The sequence below is a fragment of the Bacillus sp. FJAT-27001 genome (genome assembly GCF_019039175.1).
Lineage (GTDB): Bacteria > Bacillota > Bacilli > Bacillales > Bacillaceae > Bacillus > Bacillus velezensis.
This window is the reverse complement of record NZ_JAHOAA010000002.1, coordinates 885,915-902,060: the sequence shown is the minus strand read 5'-3', so window position 1 is coordinate 902,060 and position 16,146 is coordinate 885,915. Positions and strand designations below refer to the sequence as shown.

Genomic DNA, 16,146 nt, shown 5'->3' with positions numbered 1-16,146 from the left:
CTTGCCCACATAATGGAAAGAGGTGATCTTTTTGTCTGTTTACAAATACAAGCCAGCGGTGGTTAAAGAAGTACTGGAATGTAAAACCGAAAGATTAACAGACTCAATTGAAGCAAGATATTGTTTATCAATAAAGCTTAATAATAATTTAGACTCTTCATATGTGTTTATTATGTTAAATCCAAGTATTGCTGACAAAGAAGTATCAGACCTCACTATAACTAAGTTATGTAATTTTAGCCACTCATTAAATGAAGTTGGATCCATTCATATTGTCAATCTCTATCCTTTTTACGAAACAGACTCAGCAGAATTGTCCTCAATAATTCATAAGCTTCAAAAAGCGGACAGGAGTCTGTATGAAACTGCTGTTAAGACTAATCATCAAATTATAGCCAATTTAGCCAAAGAATCTAAAAAGATAATCTTTGCTTGGGGTGATTGTCCAAAGCGATTCGATAAACGAAGTTTTAATAAGCAATGCCACGATGTTAAACAGCTCCTAAAAGGAATAAATAAAGACGAGGCATTTGTTATCAAAACCCATTACAACAGGCTTCTCACAGTTAAGAATTCACCAAGACATCCATGCATGAATCGCCTTAATGGCCTTATGCCATATCAAGAGCCATATGAACTGTCTCAGATGACACAATAAATATAGTTACCTACAAAAATAAGATTACCGCAAACAAAAAGCATGTATACGAACTTGTTTTGCTTATTGTTTGAGTCACCGTCCAAAACATCAAGAATTTTAAACATTGTTAAACCGGTATATATTAAAGCAAAAGCTGTCCAAGCTAACATTAGCACGTTACCGTGCGTAATCAATCCAATAGTAGCCAAGGGGACAATGAACGAAATCCCCTTGAACAATGTAATGGCATACACTAAGTTCTTATTTTTCTTCAGTTCTTTATACGGTGAATTAGAAAGTATATGTGTAACTTTAGCGTATACGTTCTGTTCTCCTCGTGTAATTAGTCTAATTTCATTAATGTTTAGTGTAAATAAGTATGCTGCAAGTAATAACGTAAAGTATGTAATTCTAATACATCTCCTTATTTTATTTTTATCTTATAAATAACTATGTTCAATCAAACAGCTCGCCGGATCTCTTCATGTCTTTAATTTCTTCGCTTACACTTTCTTTAATTGCATGAGGTAACTGGTCAATTCCCCGTTGTATTCTTTTCTGTCCTGTATTTCTTATATGTAAGGTTAATTCTTTAAACCCTTCCATTGATTCATCTGAAATTAAATCAAACTGATGTTGAATCTTAGCTAATAAGCTTATGTATTCTTCTTCATCCTCGCTGAATAATTGGAGACCTTGTTTAAAATTTTCTATTTCTTTTAGATGGGCTTTTATTTTCTCTATGTGTTTATTCATGATGGCTAATCCTTTCAACAATTTCTAAAACTTCAGCGATCTTATCTGTTAGCTGTCTTCCTAGGTCTGTTGTTTGTTCCTGATCCAGTTTGTTCACTTTTCCTTTGCCATTAAGAAGCTCTCTCTTTTCCTCCAAAATTCCAATTTCAATTTTAATCAGTTCTCTATAAGCTTCGCTTTCTTTAGGAAACAACTCAGAGACAACTTTCACAGCCTGTAATCCTTTGTTTAATTTATAATAGCGATAAATATTTTCCATATCTTTGCCCCTTTTTGTTTTAATTTGATTCTAATAAACTCAAAAAATTAACTGCTGCAACTCTATACCTTTGGTCTTCTTCATAAGCTGCAACTTGTTTCATATGCTCCAAAAACACATCTTCAAGCCCATGTTTTTGAATAAATCCTAAACACAGACCATTCCTGAAGAGCATGTTGTCATATTTTGCTTGCAAATCTTTATAACTGTTTTTGTTTATGGTCTTTTTCCTCCTTATTGTTTTAGATAAAAGTCTTCTTTTATTGAGATGTTCATTCCATCAACATCCCTGTATCGACGCCTTTTTGTAAAACCTTTTCCTGAAACAACCTCTTTGTTTGGCATAATTATTGAGCTTTTTGAGTATTTTAAGTTGTACCCTGGCTAAGACCCTCCACTGGACAAACATCATGATCTAAGCCAGGGCTTGTATTACTTAGTTCCAGTTGATCCGTGTCCACCTCGATCATCGTTGCCTAGATGATCTACCTCAATCAATTCAACTGCAGGCATTTTCTTCATGATTCTGAACTGACAGATACGTTCCCCTTTTTTAATTTCTGTATCCCGTAATGCATATGCAGGAAAGAACCAGAAATCATTGTCTCCCTTGTAGGACTCATCAATAACACCCATTGAGTTTGTCTCAATGATGCCAAAGTTTTTAAATGTACTTCCCCGGGGTACGATATGAGCCTCATATCCTTCTGGTAGCTCCATAGCTACTCCTAACGGGAGAAGTTTAAACTCATCCTTTTTGATTGCTACATTTTCAGCTGCCCGCAGATCAATCCAATCCCCTTGCTCAATTTTGCTGATTCTCGTTTGAGTTTCGTCTAGATATTTGATTTTAATTTGCATTAAGTATTATCTCCTTTAATTTATGTTGTTTATTTTTATTCTCTTATTCCTACTTAAGCTCAACGTTGGAACTCTGATTTTTTAAACAATTTCCCACTGTCCTAAATCCAATCCCTCTACTGTATGGGGAGATATTTCATCACACCATATAACTGGCGTACTAGTATTGTCTGGCCTATCTCCATAAACTGTGTAAATGCAATTAGTTTCAAAATGCCAATCCCCTCTTAGGCATTTAAGTTTGTCTCCAATCTTTATTAACGATTTTTGTTCTTCTGAAATTTCAAACAACCTCCCTTGCTAACTTATCAAGCTCATCGGGCTTAAAGCCAATGCTTCGTTTTACTTCCTCTCCTTGATCACTCAGCAGAATGGTTACCGGTACTCCCATGACACCAAATCTTGCTGCTACTTCTGGTTCCTGTGTAACGTCAACTGTCTCAAATTGAATATTTGCTTGTTTTAAGTAATTGGCACCGTTTTACACGGATTGCAATTAGGCTGCTCTAATTTAATTAATCTCATTGAATACATCCTTTCTCGGTAAAAATGAAATCAGAATCCTTTAATGGCTCAACAGTTGCTTTTTTGTACCCATTTCCTTTTTGGCTAAAGAAGTCATGCGACTTAGTTTTAGTACTCAATCCATTAATAACGATTGGATTAACATCCTCTTCTTCAAACCAATGATCAAAGCCTAGATTGTTTAATGCTTTATTTGCGTTGTATCTGATGAATTTCTTTACATCTGGAGCTAAGCCAACCTGATCATAAACATCTTCTGTATACTCCAATTCATTTTCATAAAGCTCTTGGAGCAAGCTTAAAGCCCATGTGAACAGTTCTTTTTGCTTCTTAGGAGTTTGATTCTTATATATCTCCTGTGCTAATAAACCGACGTAAACGCCGTGCAGTGCTTCGTCTCTAATACCTTTAGTTCAACCGAGTTCGCTACTCTCAGCTCGTTGCCCTGTCGCAACCGCCTTACGTTACCGTAAGGAGCAGACTATATCATCATCCCTGTAGGATGCCTCCCGTTTCGATTTAAGGGGTTCTCACCCACGCCAATAGCTTGCGCCCTACTCGTTTTGCGGAATTTCGCCGCCTATGCGATAGTCGTTGAACGTTCTATGCGATCCCATAAAGTCTTCCATCTTCTTTTATGTCGAATCAGACTAACGTAACGAGGATGAAGGCTGTATTTTTCACCAGCTTCAACATTATTCATTCCAGCAAGCAAATCATAGATTAAATTTGTTGCCTCTGAGTCTGTGAGCTTTGACATTGAATTACTTTCTCCAGGTTGTCCTGACATTAATCCAATTTTCATTGCATGTAGAGTATTTTCTTTAGGTGTAACTATCTCTAAGTTCCGAACGTGATTGTTTAGTTTATTTCCGTCTATGTGGTTTACAAACATTCCTTTTGGTATTTCATGAATAAAATATTTCGCGACTAACCTATGTACTAAAAAGTTCTGTGTTCCTCTTTTCGGATGCGTGTATCCTATCATTTCATAGCCATGTGGAGTAATAAATGTCTTTCTTGGCTTCTTTATTTTTTTTGATATGATAACTCCCGTTTCCGTTATCCACCAAGGCGCTTCTTCGACTTCTTTCCTTATCATTTTCACCTCCTTTGGGTTCGCATAGCTTCGCTGCTGATTGTCCTAAAAAGGATTTTCCAGCAATTAGAGAGGTTCGCATTTGCCGTTGCCGACAAAAGGGACTATTAAATAATCAGGTTAATGATCTCACCGCTCTGCATGAGCTTCCCTTGTCCATAAAAGTAAAGTGGATAATAAAACCCTGAGTAAAACAAGAAACTCTCCAGAAACACAGATGCAACCATTGCTTTGAATAAGGAAATATCATCGTTTTTCTCAACTGCTTTATAAATTGAAACAATTGTTCTTGCTTTCTTTTGAAGAAACTTATTGTTTTTCACCCAATCAAACACTTCATTGATCTTCTCGGTTGGAGCCAAAGTTAGAAAGATGTTGCTGTAAGATTTCGCATGGACAGCATTTTCCATCATGGCCATAAAGTTTAATACTGCTTTTCTTTGATGCCCTTCAACGTGCTCGGCCACAATCGGCATGCCCGTGTTCCCCTGCTCTGTATCTAATAAGGTAAGCCCAGCTAAAACTTTCATATAAGTGTCTTGTTCCTTTGTTCCAAGATACTTCCAAGTGAGGAGATCGCCGTTTAATGCGATCTCTTCGGGAAGCCAGAACTGCTTCACATTTTGGTTGTAAAACATCTGGGTGAAATCATCTTCATGCTTTGACCAGTTTGCTGCGTCATAAATTTTTGTCAATTATTCGTCCTCCTTAACTTCTGGAACTCCAATAGCTACTGCAAGGTAATAACAATAAAAGAAGAAAACATTTCGATCTTTCTTAAAAAATATAGGAATCCGTCGTTTTCTTCCCTTCTCATACCAAACTGTTTCTCCTAACGCAAATACAAGTCGAAAGCATCCAAGGCTAATATATAGATATCGAAAGACTTCACCGACTTCTGTGATGCGTTTGTCCGTATAGATATTTAAACAACGCATGACAAGCAACCCTCTTGAGTCGTATCCTTCGTTCGAGCATAATACAGCGTTTTAATACCTTTGTGATGCGCATATAAGTCAATCCGGTTTAAATCTCTTGTCGTCATCGTATCTTTCAGGAACAACGTAAATGAAATACCTTGATCGACGTGCTGCTGAAGAGTTGCAATTAGATCAACTACCTTAAACATATCCATGTCATACGCTTCTTTATAAAAGAACCAATTCTGAGCCGATAAACCTGGCATCGGATAATATGTCTTACTGTTTCCGTATGTACGTTCCTCAATTCTCTCCATAATAGGCATTACACCGGCCGTAGATGATTGAACATATGAGATGCTCCCAGTAGGTGCAACAGCTTGCCTATACGAATGATACAAACCATATTTCATCACATCCTCTTTAAGCTTCATCCAATCTTCAATGTTAGGAATATGTTGATCTCCAAATAGGCTTTTAACCTTTTCATATTTAGGGCTATAATCATTTGTCACGTACTTTTCGAAATACTCGCCTGATTTGTAGGTTGATCCATCAAACTTGTAGTATGTCTCCCCTGTTTCTTTTGCAATTTCCATTGAACGCTGCAAGGAGTAGAAATTAACCATCATAAAGTATGTATTTGCAAAGTCCTTAGCCTCTTCACTTTCATAAGAGATTTTATTTTGAGCCAGAAAACCATGTAGGTTCATCTGTCCTAGACCAATTGATCGCATTAGTGTATTTGCTCTCGCAACAGCTGGGGCATTTACAATGTTTGTTTTCCTTGTAACAGTTGTCAGCGAGTCAATTGCTATTCTGACCGTTGATGCAATTGATTGATTACTCATTACATTTACAATGTTCATGGATCCAAGATTACATGAGATATCTAATCCAATTTCATCTTCCTGATCGTAATCTGTATAAACTGATACTTGTGATGCTTGGAGTACCTCTGACTTTAATATTCAACGAAAGGCGCAACACTCTCGTCCGTTCTCTTATGAACTGCTTACGATCACTCGTAAGAATAGACTATATCATCGACCTATAAGGTCGCCCGCCGTTTCCATCGCCATATGCTTGCGATGTACTCTACTCCCTTACGCGTATGCGTGGTTTCGATAGTCGTTCGGCATTTCCGCAAGGTGCGGTTTAGCACGGTATTGTCTATTGAATAGAGTTTCACCGTTTAGACGGGTTTGCTACGATCATTGCTGACCGAAGGTGCTACAGTTAACACAAATTAGAAAACTTCACTTTTGAAATATGTTCATTTGGATGCACTTTATTTACATTGTCAGCAAACATAATATACGGATACCCAGATTCACTTCTTAGAATGGCCAATTGCTCTAACAGCTTTCGAGCATTTCCTTTGGCTTTTCTAACCCTAGGGTTTTCAACAAGCTCATCATATATTTTATTGATGTCCATCTCATCAAGATACTGTCCATATTCTTTGTAAACTGAATGAGGATAGAACATATAAAAATCCTTATCTTCTCTTGCCAATTCAATGAATTTATCAGGAAGCACTACACCAATGGATAGTGTTTTAACTCGGACATCTTCATCAGCACTTATTTTTTTGGTATCCAGGAAGTCTGTAATATCTGGATGAAAAACACTGAGATAAGCCGCTCCTGAACCTTGTCTTTGCAGACCATTCAGGCGTGTTCGCTAAGCACGCCCCGCCATACGGCTGCTTCATGTTGCCATGAAGGTTAGACTATATCTTCATCCTTTCAGGATGCCTCCTGTTTCGACTGCCAATAGCTTGCAGCCTACGCCTTTCGGCTAGTCGTTGCACGTTCAAGACTTTAGTCTAGCTTCGCTCATGATTGTCCTTGTAGGAGTTCCCATGAATTAAAGAGGTTTTCGATCGCCATTGCTGACGAAAGGGGCCAAATCAACCCATTTGGTCGGCATATCTAAAAGCATTATCCAATAGCTTCATAACACCTACGACACCTTTAGTTGCATTCTCTACGTCTTTTATCGCTTCACCCTTGGCTCGTAATTTGCTTAGGTTTAATGCTACACCACCGCCTAATTTAGACAGCTGCATTGAAATGTCAATTGCACGAGAGATGTCATTCAAACTGTCTCCCACTTCAAGTAGGAAGCAGCTCACCATTTCACCTCTTCGCTTACGGCCGGCATTAAGGAAAGTAGGTGTTGCCGGTTGATACTCTTGCTTCATCATAGCGTGTACTTCCTCAACAGCCTTTTCATAATCACCGTTTGCACAATACAAAGCTACAATTGAGACACGATCCTCATATCTTTCTAGGATTTTTGTTTTGTCGTTTGTTTTCAATGCATAGTCATTGTAGAATTTAAAGGCACTCATGAAAGATGGAAATCTGAATTTGTAACTGTAAGCAATTTTAAAAATCGATTTAATCTGCTCAAATGTGTATTCGCTTAAGAATTCTTCTTCGTAATAATCATTTTTAATCAAATAATCAAGTTTCTCTTTTAGATCATGGAAAAAGACTGTGTTTTGATTAATGTAATCAACAAAGTAACTGTGTACTGCCTCCTTATCCTTCTCAAATTGAAACTTACCGTCTTTCTGAATCATGATCTCATTATTGAGCTTGATCCACTTTGGTATTGTGTTTGTCAATAAGTTGTACCTCCCGATTAATCTTCTGCAAGTCTTGTTTTGTTCCACTTAGTTCAAACTTTAATAACAATGGTACATGGAACATTGCTGAAAGCTTGTCCCCAGCTAAACCATAGTTATCACCCCAAACCTTATTACCACTCACAACAACTCCTTTTATTTTATTTTTATTCTTAATAATAAAATGCAAAGTCCTTTCAGGTACTTCCCCAAAGCCTATCGTATATGTAATATGTATGAATTCTTCCTCGACAATTAAGTCATCTGTAATTTCAATGATGTCGAAGTTTAACTCCCTTTGTAATGCTTGAGCAAACCTTTTCACGTTACCTGTCTTGCTTTCATATGTAATAATCAATATTCTTTATATTCCCCGTTAACTAGGCTGTTCGTGGTTGTTTCTGCTTCATTTTCAGCATGATGGAATGCTTCAGACATTTCTAAGTTAAGGTCTCCCATTTCCATGTAACCTTTGGCCATCTTAGCTTTTAAATCAGAAAGCTCTGACATTGGTACTGGGATATAATCTTCTTTCTGCTCTTGCGTGATAACCATTTGATCCCCTTCTAAATTGGTCGCAATCAGCTCTCCTTTTAAAGCAGTGTAAGAACCACCATTCTTCATATGTACTTGCGTATTTTCTTTTGCTTCATCCAAGGTTACAAAGTGACTGCGCTTAACGTATAACTGTTTAGCAGCTCCCATTCCACAACTCCCTTTTCTTTATTTTTTGTTTTTATCTTTGTCATGTCTTACGTCTAACTTATCCATATCATTGAGAATATGGTCAATAACAACATCACTGAACTTACCATAGACCTTATATCCAATTAATTTGCTTCTTAGATCTCTCCACTTTCTTGCTGCACTCATTTTGTTTCCCCTTCCTATGAAACTGTGATTTTATCTAGAAATAACTGAAACCTGCTTTGGTTTATCAATGTATGGATCAATCGTTTTACTCAAAACATACTCCAGTGTTTTGTATCTGCCTTCCTTGTTTTTTTGGAAACATAGGAGTTCGCCAAGTTCATTCAGGCTAATGTTGAAAGGATCATTACTTACCTTTTTTTTAAATGCAGTTAATTCACTGAATTTATCTTTGAATTCCATAAATTGCTCTTGATTCAAGCTATCGATTTTATGACCAAGTATCTCAACAAGTTCTAGTCTTCTGTGTTCAATTAGTTCTCTTAATTTTGATCTCAAACCCAAGAACTTTTCGTCTTTTCTCTGCTCATCAATAAACTCTCTAATGTTCATTTTCATTCTCCTTTTCATTGCTCTTAGAGTTTTTTATCTACAATGCTTTTAATGGTTTGTAATGTTTGTTTATATTCACTGTCTAAATCACTAACATCTAACTCGGTTGAGACTCTAAATTGTGAGCTTGTATCATACATAGTAATTACTGATTCAATCCCCTTTTCTTCGGCTATAAACGTAACACCAAAGACCTCAATATCATTAGCGCCATGTGCATCTTTAAGCTCTTCTAAGAAACTCGGTTGCATATGTTCAAACAGCTCATTTGAATTCTTGAATATTCTTTGTTCAATATAACTGCTTTCTTCATCGTTTGAATCAAAGTGCAAATTAAAGTCGATGTATCCCTTTACGTATTTACCATGCTTAATGTACTCCAGGCTTCATCATCCTTTTAATTTATTTTTGTGAATCTCTTAATCTCTTTGCCATCAATAATCACTTTTCCAAAGAACATTTCTTTAGGTCTTGCCCAAAGAACACCGTCTTGATCTTCATATGTAACCAGCTTTTCTTCTGTTTCAGTGTGAATGACCTCTCCAATAACCTTATACAGACCGCCTTTATAATGTCTAAACTGGCAACCCACTACTTCGTATGTATCCTTCAAAGCATTCAACAACTTCTGTGCATCTTGAGCACTTTTTGAACTGCTGTCATATTTGTTGAGATGTAAAACCGCTTCCTGCATTTTCAAATTCACTTTGTTCATCCTTCCCGGTTCCTCGAAGTGCATTAACTTTATTCACCATTTCTCTAAGCTCTTCAAGCTTCACTTTTGCATTTTCATATTCCCACTCTGGATAATACAAAGATTCCAGCTCCAAAATTCTTCTCTTGAGTAGATTGAGAACTTCTGATAATGCTATATCCATTCCAATTTTCTCAGCAGTTGTGTTTGAATTTATCAGAGCTTCTCGAATACGTTGAGACTTCCTTTGACTTAAACTAATGTCTAATCAACTCCTTAAAATCATCCTTTTATTAAATAACTAAGTTGCCCTCTCTATCAATTGCTTTATATGTATTCACGTGTTCATTACTGAAAATGACTAGTGCATTAGGGAATGGAGCATTAATTTTACTTCCTCCAAATTTTAGTCTGTGTCTAATGAATAAGATTTCACCTTTCATACAGTATTCGTGCCACCAAGCAGAACAAGTTCTTGCAGGAACAAGACAAACTGCAATTTCTGAATTCCCATTTTCAACTTCTTCATAAGCTTTTTTAATCCATTTTTTAATTTCCCTTCCATATGGAGGATTCATCCATACCCTGCCAACCCATTTTTGTTTCAATCCATCAATTTCAGGAGTAAAGAAGTTTTTACATTTAGCGTTTGATGGCTTGGCACACACATCAAGATTTAACTTATACCTTTCATTGATTTTATTAAAAAAGTCAATTGGGGTAGCCCAGACGTCAGTTCGATCCTCTGGGTTAAAAAATACCCCCTGGTTAAAGTTTGTTTTAGTCTCTATATTTAGTTCCCCCTCTGTTTAGATAAAATAAAACTTTCATTTATATCTCACCTGCTACACAGAATTTCCAAAACCTCTTCCACCAGGAAGTTTTACGTTTTTCTTCTTCCTCTTTAAAGCGTTCATAGTTTTCTTTAACTTGCTGATTCCATTTCTGTATTTTTTCTTGTGTTTGAATCGCTTTTTCAAGGCTCTCTTTATCTTCAATTGTTTTAATTACCTTGTCAGTCTGATATGTCCATTCATTTTTTGTGTTGCGCTGCCTGTCTGTTACGACTACGTATTCGTTAAACCCTGGGATATACACTTTCCCTTCGATTTCAATTGGGTCTAAGTCAATGATCCCTTCAAAAAATGGCTGGTATTCACATTGCTGCTCAATTGGGACAAGGGCATCACACAGACCTAATGTCCAACTTTTCTTAATTACCTTCCCTTCAAATGTTGCTTTATGCCGTCCCACTTATTCACCTCCTTGTAAAAGATGTTTCTTTACAAATTGAAGGAGTGTATCAACGTCTTTCGTAGTTGCCTTGTCATTGATCAAGAAGAAATCTGCCATAATATATTTTGAATAGTCACCATCGCCATAATATTTATCTGCCACAACTACTTTTAATTGAATATTTTCTGTTATAGGAATCAAATGAACATCTGTTCCATCTACTGGAAAGTCTAAAGGATACATATCAATATTGTTTTCTGTTATGTACTGGTTAATTGAATAAAGGATTTCTTCCCCTTCATTTTCATCAAAGCTGCCAGTATAGCCGGAGAGTTGCTTTCTAAAATAATCACTTAATTCATTGTTTAAATCGGTGCGCTTTCTTTCAATTAGACCAGCCATACCAACCATTAAGCCTTGTCCCTCCGCTTCTTGGATAATAGCCCGGGTTGCTTTTTTGAGCTTCATTTTAGTCGCCCCCTTCTCACATTTCATTAAATGCTGTTATTGCCACCAACAGTTGCTTTGCCTCAACTTCTGCCATTTGATCTCCAATTTGCACCTTTACCCATGTATCTGGATAATCAATACTCTTAGTTGCCAGGAGTTTCAGAGTTTTTCTGTTTACTCCTCTTAATGTGAATTCGGATGTAATGTCTCTCATGGTTTTCTCCTTTCTTTATAAAAATTGAATTTTATTTATAATTGATTGCTTTAAACAGTCTCTTACAGCCTAGGCTCAAAATTTTCACGTCCTAGTGGAATTGATTCCAAGAGTGTTTTGCTCCCGTCTTCATTCCACTTATAAAGATAAACACCATAATTCAACCCATTTTTGAAATATCTTTTACTTGCATATTCATATAGCTTTTTCTTTGCTTTTTCCTCTTTTTCAAATTGCATTGAGTAATGCCCACTATATGCTAAGACATTTGCTACATAAGGTTTTTGCATATTATTAATTTTAGCAATATTAGACTCAACATCTTTCAGTTTCTCTTCTAAAACCTTTTTCTCTTTCTCTAGCTCTTCTTTTTTCTCTTTTAAAGAATGTGTGTTGGCCATTTACTCCACCCTTTCTTAAAACACTGATCTCTGATTGTTCTAATTTGTCGTATACTGCGCTTGCCCGGGAAATTATGAATATTTTCTTCTGACTATTTCCTCCAATAAGAATTCCTGCACGCATCCCATCGCTTACTACTTATCCAGTCAATCGTTATGGGTTTGAAATCTGTATTCTCAACGCTTATGCACACATGACTTAAATTTTCTAAGCCAGTTTCCTTGCTGTGCGTATGCCCATGTACATTGCAACAAAGTTGAAATTCCTCAATTAATCTGTTCATATTCACCTGAGAAATTGGTTCATGAGTAAGGATGTAATCCTCATAGAGATACATCCTATGTGGATCAAAACCAAGTCTTCTAAACTTTGTATCTGAAATTCCTTTGTCATGATTTCCTCTAATAAGTATGTTTCTGGTTTTCTTTAACCGACTCACTATGTAATCAATTCTTTTTGAATTACAGAAGAACATATCCCCTAGCCAAAATACTGTATCCCCTTCATTTACAGTGTTATTAAAGTTCTCAATGATAACATTGTCCATATGTTCTGTATCTGTAAACGGTCGTTTATCGCCTTCATATTTAATGATGTTTTTATGTCCAAAATGTGGATCACTGATAAACCAATTAGTTGCCATTAAACTGTCTCCTCTCTATACACTTTTCTTTACGTATATCTCGATAAAAGGAATATTTTATTTTTACTCTTAAAGTAATTGCAAGTAATCCAATGTCTTTTCTAATTTCATGTCTTTACAATTTTCAATGCATTCTTTCTTGAGTGCTTCTCCGCATTCTCTATGTACCGGGAATTCCCTGTATTCTTTGTTGTCAGCTATTCTTATGTAATAAACGATCTCGCCTATGTGATCCTTGCATTTAACACACTCCAATGCATCACCTCGCTTCCTATATTTCTAATATACTCGCTTTCTCCCAAACAATCAATAACTATTTTATTTTTACTCTGAATATTTTTTAAAAAGTAGGAGAGTTTCCTCCCCTACAGTACAATAAGGCTGCTGCTAATGGTTTTGAGTTCGTTTATGAAATACACGAACAATTATTGCTGCTATGAAGAATAAGGCAAACAATCCAAAAGCCATTGATCCATTCTTTAAAATTATCCCAAAGATCAACAAAGCGCAACCAGACAAAATAAATAGTATTTTACTTAAGATATTGATCATTTACACTTCTCCATACAATCAAAGAATGCATTTACACCAATAATACCAGCAGAATTTACACAAGCATAGCAAGCAGTCCCCGCTGTTGCTGGAACACCAGCTGTGCATGAAACTCCACATAAAATAGCTAAACCGGTAATTGCCCATTGGCTAATATTCTTATCACCTAAGCAATCTGATACGCATCCAGTCCAACTCTTCTGAGCACTCATCATGTTAGATGTACTTCCTTTGTCCTCTGAAGTTTGTTTTGTTTCAAAGACCCCAGACTTGTCCTCATCCTTAACACCATTAACCCAATAATTCATTTCGTTTTGAGTGCTGCTGATTTTCTTCATGTCAACTTCATAGTACTCTTCAATATTCATATCGCTATCAAACGAAACATTAAATGAGCTAACTCTGTCTACTTTTTCAGTGGCCACGTATAAATAAGAAACCGAATAAGTTACTGTGCCATCATCATACTTAATAGCTCTAACTGATGATGCATTATCAAATACCTTTTCGTTTGATTTATGATACTTAATGTCTCCATCTTCAATTGCTTTTTCTGCCTTGGATAGAAGTTTTTCCTTAGTCTTTTTACTCACATCAATAGTGTGATCTGCAATAAATTCTGCCTCTGATTTTACTTTATCCTTGTCGACATTATCTGTTGAGATTGTGCTCTTTGCATCACTGTTCGGAGGAAATGTTGAAAAGGCCAGGACAAACACGGCAACTAGTGCTAAGATCGTTCGATAAAAATTGTTCATTAAAATATCCCCTTTGTAAAAATATAATTCTCATCTGGCATCAATACTTATCAAACAGACAATCTCATAAATCACCTTCTTTCTTTAATAAATGCTACCAATCATATAAATAATTGTTAAGAAATACTGACGATTTTGAATATTAAGTAACACAGATGTCGTTATATCAAAGGGATATTGCTCACCTTTATAAACAACTTATGTAATTTTGTAATTCCTTAGATTTAGTAAAAATCTCACCGAATTTTTTGTCTATAGTTTTCCATTGTCTTTCAGATGTTGAAGGCAACTCATTTTCAAGGTAAATGAACAACTCATCAACTCTGCTACTAAGTTGATCCATATTTTGCACAAGTGTTTCTTTTATTGGATCAGATATGTACACGGATCCGTCCTCCCTTATGAAAAGATAATTACTGCCTTGCTGTTGTTATTTTTTATGTATGGAGAATATTTTCGTTCAAGATAATTCCTTGACGCTCCTTCTCCCAGACTCACGTTATAAACGATCTTTACTTTATGTATGTCTAATGCCTTTCGTTTTGCCTGTTCAGGTGATAGCGCCTCAATTATCAAAGACGTATTTTCGTCCTTGTGATCTTTACATCTAACATAGTACCTTTTCAATAAACATCCCTTTATCCTTTCTTGTTATCCTGTTGTATTAATCCTTTTTTAGATAAGACTTGAAGAACTCATCTAGGTTTGCAGCAATCGCTCCAGCTACTTCTGCACAATGAGCATGACTCTTTTCTTGAGCTATTAAAAACTCAACTGCAGACTTAGCAATGGCTTTTATTTGCCCATCGTCTAATTTGCCGCTTCTTACTTCGTCTTTAATTTTTTCGGCTTCCTCTTTTAAGCTTTCTGGATAGTTCACCACAGGATTCTCCCCTTTCTCTATAAAAGAGATATTTTATTTTCATTCTCAAAATATTGAATTTAAAAGGTACTCTTTTTGAGCACCTCCATCCTTGTCAAAATTTATTTCTGTAGAGATAATGCATATTCATTATCATTGATCACATTAATTCTCTGTTCTAGCCTTACTACAAATCCTAAAAACTCAATGTTTTTTTCACTGCCCAGTTTAAATGAGCCAATAATATTTTTTATTGTGTCTTTTTGATCAGTTGTTAACTCATCTATTATTAACATAATTCTCAGGTTTTCATGAAAAGATTTTGTTAGCAATTTATGTAATTCCAATGAAATTTTTTGTTCATTGATATCAGGGTGTATCTCCCTAATCCAACCAGATACCTTTATTATGATATCCTCATCTGCATATATGTGTTCAATTATTTTTTCAACCCAAGATTTTATTGTAGAGTCTCTTAAACTGCTATCTGTAGCGATGCTAAATGCAGATGCAAACCTCATTAATTGAGGTATAATATGACCGTTCAGGTAGTTGAATTTATCCATTAGCTTTGTTTTATTTTGTCCATAACATTCGTATTCTATTAAATTCAGTTGAAATGGTGAAGCAATGTTACGTTTGTTGAAGTTTATTAGCAAAGCATCTGGGATGCTACTTATCCCCTTGACCATTCCATTAGACATTTCACTCCCTAATGATGAAGTGATAAATTTGCGATTATCTGAAATAAGGATAGACGATCTTTTCTGATAATCATCAAATAAATTATAAAAATTCTTATTAACAAGGGTTTCCAATCCTCTGGATTTATGTTGTTCACTGTGAAATTTTATGGTTGTATAGGTGCCCATGATTTCGATTGGGGATAATTCAGTATCTATTTCTTCAAATGTTGCTTTTAAAGATTTATGTAAAGACTTTTCATTTGGTTTTAAAAAGTTACTATTTAACAAACTTATGGCTTCTTTGTCTTTAATTGCTTTCGAGGATTGCATATATTTCGCGCCCCAATATTTCCCTCCGATTTCAGCAAGGACTTTTAGGGGAAACGGATTGCAAAACTCCATATCCTTCAAGTGAAAAGATTGCACATAATTATCTTCGTCTCTCCAAGGTCTTTCATCTGTAATCTCAGCAATTACGCCTCGGACTCCGCAGAAGCTTTCATTATCCTTCTTTACAGAGATATAAATTAAATCACCTATTGTTGCAGTTCTTTTAGTAAATCCAACAATCTTATTATCTATGCAAATATTATAATTCTCTATAGATTCACCACAATGTAAAATTCTTACGGACATAATACAACACTCCCAATTATTCTATCCGTAATAAGTTCTACAAATTATGTCA

General features: G+C 35.7%; 22 protein-coding genes and 6 pseudogenes. 1 reads left to right on the top strand and 27 read right to left on the bottom strand.

What is annotated here, in order from left to right; translation table 11 throughout:
• The first annotated feature begins 31 nt into the window (after positions 1–31).
• A complete protein-coding gene (locus BGM27_RS09375; RefSeq protein ID WP_041482295.1) occupies positions 32–658 on the top strand; it encodes a DUF1643 domain-containing protein in 627 nt (208 codons plus the stop codon).
• A 438-nt stretch (positions 659–1,096) separates the two neighbouring features.
• Here BGM27_RS09375 and BGM27_RS09370 read toward each other — a convergent pair whose 3' ends face one another.
• From BGM27_RS09370 to BGM27_RS09240, 27 genes and pseudogenes are all read right to left on the bottom strand, one after another.
• The gene (locus BGM27_RS09370; protein ID WP_020954066.1) at positions 1,097–1,396 is read right to left on the bottom strand and encodes a hypothetical protein; all 300 of its coding nucleotides are present in this window, start codon (positions 1,394–1,396) and stop codon (positions 1,097–1,099) included.
• Positions 1,389–1,655: a hypothetical protein gene (locus BGM27_RS09365; RefSeq protein WP_020954067.1), complete on the bottom strand. Its 267-nt coding sequence runs from the start codon at positions 1,653–1,655 to the stop codon at positions 1,389–1,391. Before BGM27_RS09365 ends, BGM27_RS09370 begins: the two co-directional genes overlap by 8 nt.
• A 432-nt stretch (positions 1,656–2,087) precedes the next feature.
• Complete coding sequence (locus BGM27_RS09360; protein ID WP_020954069.1) at positions 2,088–2,516, bottom strand: dUTP diphosphatase; 429 nt, start codon at positions 2,514–2,516, stop codon at positions 2,088–2,090.
• Positions 2,517–2,799: 283 nt separating this feature from the next.
• A pseudogene (locus tag BGM27_RS09355) lies at positions 2,800–3,041 on the bottom strand (thioredoxin domain-containing protein).
• A pseudogene (locus BGM27_RS09350) lies at positions 3,038–3,445 on the bottom strand (ribonucleotide-diphosphate reductase subunit beta); the annotation flags it as partial. The pseudogenes BGM27_RS09350 and BGM27_RS09355, both read right to left, overlap by 4 nt.
• Positions 3,446–3,621: 176 nt before the next feature.
• Positions 3,622–4,143, bottom strand: coding sequence for an HNH endonuclease signature motif containing protein (locus BGM27_RS09345; RefSeq protein WP_020954071.1), 522 nt, complete (start codon positions 4,141–4,143; stop codon positions 3,622–3,624).
• Positions 4,144–4,250: 107 nt separating this feature from the next.
• A pseudogene (locus BGM27_RS09340) lies at positions 4,251–4,835 on the bottom strand (ribonucleotide-diphosphate reductase subunit beta); the annotation flags it as partial.
• Between the two features lie 230 nt (positions 4,836–5,065).
• Positions 5,066–6,022: pseudogene (locus BGM27_RS09335) on the bottom strand (ribonucleotide reductase large subunit); the annotation flags it as partial.
• A gap of 280 nt (positions 6,023–6,302) precedes the next feature.
• A pseudogene (locus tag BGM27_RS09330) lies at positions 6,303–6,725 on the bottom strand (ribonucleotide-diphosphate reductase subunit alpha); the annotation flags it as partial.
• A 253-nt stretch (positions 6,726–6,978) separates the two neighbouring features.
• Positions 6,979–7,698 (bottom strand): annotated as a pseudogene (locus BGM27_RS09325) (ribonucleotide reductase N-terminal alpha domain-containing protein); the annotation flags it as partial.
• Positions 7,661–8,056 (bottom strand): class Ib ribonucleoside-diphosphate reductase assembly flavoprotein NrdI, encoded by a 396-nt coding sequence (gene nrdI, locus BGM27_RS09320; RefSeq protein ID WP_020954073.1) that lies wholly within the window; start codon positions 8,054–8,056, stop codon positions 7,661–7,663. The gene nrdI and the pseudogene BGM27_RS09325, both read right to left, overlap by 38 nt.
• Entirely contained in the window at positions 8,053–8,403 is a 351-nt protein-coding gene (locus BGM27_RS09315) for a hypothetical protein (RefSeq protein WP_020954074.1), read from the bottom strand. Before BGM27_RS09315 ends, nrdI begins: the two co-directional genes overlap by 4 nt.
• A gap of 18 nt (positions 8,404–8,421) precedes the next feature.
• On the bottom strand, positions 8,422–8,571 hold the full coding sequence (locus BGM27_RS09310) for a hypothetical protein (RefSeq protein ID WP_020954075.1): 150 nt from the start codon (positions 8,569–8,571) through the stop codon (positions 8,422–8,424).
• Between the two features lie 30 nt (positions 8,572–8,601).
• A complete protein-coding gene (locus tag BGM27_RS09305) occupies positions 8,602–8,961 on the bottom strand; it encodes a hypothetical protein (RefSeq protein ID WP_020954076.1) in 360 nt (119 codons plus the stop codon).
• A gap of 23 nt (positions 8,962–8,984) precedes the next feature.
• Entirely contained in the window at positions 8,985–9,293 is a 309-nt protein-coding gene (locus BGM27_RS09300; RefSeq protein WP_020954077.1) for a hypothetical protein, read from the bottom strand.
• A gap of 65 nt (positions 9,294–9,358) precedes the next feature.
• Positions 9,359–9,667, bottom strand: coding sequence for a DUF1653 domain-containing protein (locus BGM27_RS09295; protein WP_242402070.1), 309 nt, complete (start codon positions 9,665–9,667; stop codon positions 9,359–9,361).
• Positions 9,621–9,839, bottom strand: coding sequence for a hypothetical protein (locus tag BGM27_RS09290; RefSeq protein ID WP_020954079.1), 219 nt, complete (start codon positions 9,837–9,839; stop codon positions 9,621–9,623). Before BGM27_RS09290 ends, BGM27_RS09295 begins: the two co-directional genes overlap by 47 nt.
• A 109-nt stretch (positions 9,840–9,948) precedes the next feature.
• On the bottom strand, positions 9,949–10,446 hold the full coding sequence (locus tag BGM27_RS09285; protein WP_041482298.1) for a DNA N-6-adenine-methyltransferase: 498 nt from the start codon (positions 10,444–10,446) through the stop codon (positions 9,949–9,951).
• 40 nt (positions 10,447–10,486) lie between these two features.
• Positions 10,487–10,849, bottom strand: coding sequence for a hypothetical protein (locus BGM27_RS09280; RefSeq protein WP_254122818.1), 363 nt, complete (start codon positions 10,847–10,849; stop codon positions 10,487–10,489).
• A gap of 60 nt (positions 10,850–10,909) precedes the next feature.
• Positions 10,910–11,359, bottom strand: a complete 450-nt coding sequence (locus BGM27_RS09275; protein WP_041482299.1) for a hypothetical protein — start codon at positions 11,357–11,359, stop codon at positions 10,910–10,912.
• A gap of 16 nt (positions 11,360–11,375) precedes the next feature.
• Positions 11,376–11,555, bottom strand: coding sequence for a hypothetical protein (locus tag BGM27_RS09270; RefSeq protein WP_020954083.1), 180 nt, complete (start codon positions 11,553–11,555; stop codon positions 11,376–11,378).
• 62 nt (positions 11,556–11,617) lie between these two features.
• On the bottom strand, positions 11,618–11,956 hold the full coding sequence (locus tag BGM27_RS09265) for a hypothetical protein (protein WP_020954084.1): 339 nt from the start codon (positions 11,954–11,956) through the stop codon (positions 11,618–11,620).
• 92 nt (positions 11,957–12,048) lie between these two features.
• Positions 12,049–12,600, bottom strand: coding sequence for a metallophosphoesterase (locus tag BGM27_RS09260; protein WP_041482300.1), 552 nt, complete (start codon positions 12,598–12,600; stop codon positions 12,049–12,051).
• Between the two features lie 548 nt (positions 12,601–13,148).
• Positions 13,149–13,910 (bottom strand): hypothetical protein, encoded by a 762-nt coding sequence (locus BGM27_RS09255; RefSeq protein ID WP_020954085.1) that lies wholly within the window; start codon positions 13,908–13,910, stop codon positions 13,149–13,151.
• Positions 13,911–14,097: 187 nt separating this feature from the next.
• Positions 14,098–14,295, bottom strand: a complete 198-nt coding sequence (locus BGM27_RS09250) for a hypothetical protein (protein ID WP_020954086.1) — start codon at positions 14,293–14,295, stop codon at positions 14,098–14,100.
• A gap of 279 nt (positions 14,296–14,574) precedes the next feature.
• Complete coding sequence (locus BGM27_RS09245) at positions 14,575–14,790, bottom strand: hypothetical protein (RefSeq protein ID WP_242402071.1); 216 nt, start codon at positions 14,788–14,790, stop codon at positions 14,575–14,577.
• 104 nt (positions 14,791–14,894) lie between these two features.
• Positions 14,895–16,094, bottom strand: a complete 1,200-nt coding sequence (locus tag BGM27_RS09240; RefSeq protein WP_020954089.1) for a hypothetical protein — start codon at positions 16,092–16,094, stop codon at positions 14,895–14,897.
• Between the last annotated feature and the right edge of the window lie 52 nt (positions 16,095–16,146).

Excerpts from the sequence above, each read along its gene's own strand:
- BGM27_RS09370 (WP_020954066.1), bottom strand. The coding sequence starts at position 1,396 with ATGAATAAACACATAGAGAAAATAAAAGCCCATCTAAAAGAAATAGAA.
- BGM27_RS09365 (WP_020954067.1), bottom strand. The coding sequence starts at position 1,655 with ATGGAAAATATTTATCGCTATTATAAATTAAACAAAGGATTACAGGCT.
- BGM27_RS09360 (WP_020954069.1), bottom strand. The coding sequence starts at position 2,516 with ATGCAAATTAAAATCAAATATCTAGACGAAACTCAAACGAGAATCAGC.
- BGM27_RS09345 (WP_020954071.1), bottom strand. The coding sequence starts at position 4,143 with ATGATAAGGAAAGAAGTCGAAGAAGCGCCTTGGTGGATAACGGAAACG.
- BGM27_RS09315 (WP_020954074.1), bottom strand. The coding sequence starts at position 8,403 with ATGGGAGCTGCTAAACAGTTATACGTTAAGCGCAGTCACTTTGTAACC.
- BGM27_RS09310 (WP_020954075.1), bottom strand. The coding sequence starts at position 8,571 with ATGAGTGCAGCAAGAAAGTGGAGAGATCTAAGAAGCAAATTAATTGGA.
- BGM27_RS09305 (WP_020954076.1), bottom strand. The coding sequence starts at position 8,961 with ATGAACATTAGAGAGTTTATTGATGAGCAGAGAAAAGACGAAAAGTTC.
- BGM27_RS09290 (WP_020954079.1), bottom strand. The coding sequence starts at position 9,839 with ATGGATATAGCATTATCAGAAGTTCTCAATCTACTCAAGAGAAGAATT.
- BGM27_RS09275 (WP_041482299.1), bottom strand. The coding sequence starts at position 11,359 with ATGAAGCTCAAAAAAGCAACCCGGGCTATTATCCAAGAAGCGGAGGGA.
- BGM27_RS09270 (WP_020954083.1), bottom strand. The coding sequence starts at position 11,555 with ATGAGAGACATTACATCCGAATTCACATTAAGAGGAGTAAACAGAAAA.
- BGM27_RS09265 (WP_020954084.1), bottom strand. The coding sequence starts at position 11,956 with ATGGCCAACACACATTCTTTAAAAGAGAAAAAAGAAGAGCTAGAGAAA.
- BGM27_RS09260 (WP_041482300.1), bottom strand. The coding sequence starts at position 12,600 with ATGGCAACTAATTGGTTTATCAGTGATCCACATTTTGGACATAAAAAC.
- BGM27_RS09255 (WP_020954085.1), bottom strand. The coding sequence starts at position 13,910 with ATGAACAATTTTTATCGAACGATCTTAGCACTAGTTGCCGTGTTTGTC.
- BGM27_RS09240 (WP_020954089.1), bottom strand. The coding sequence starts at position 16,094 with ATGTCCGTAAGAATTTTACATTGTGGTGAATCTATAGAGAATTATAAT.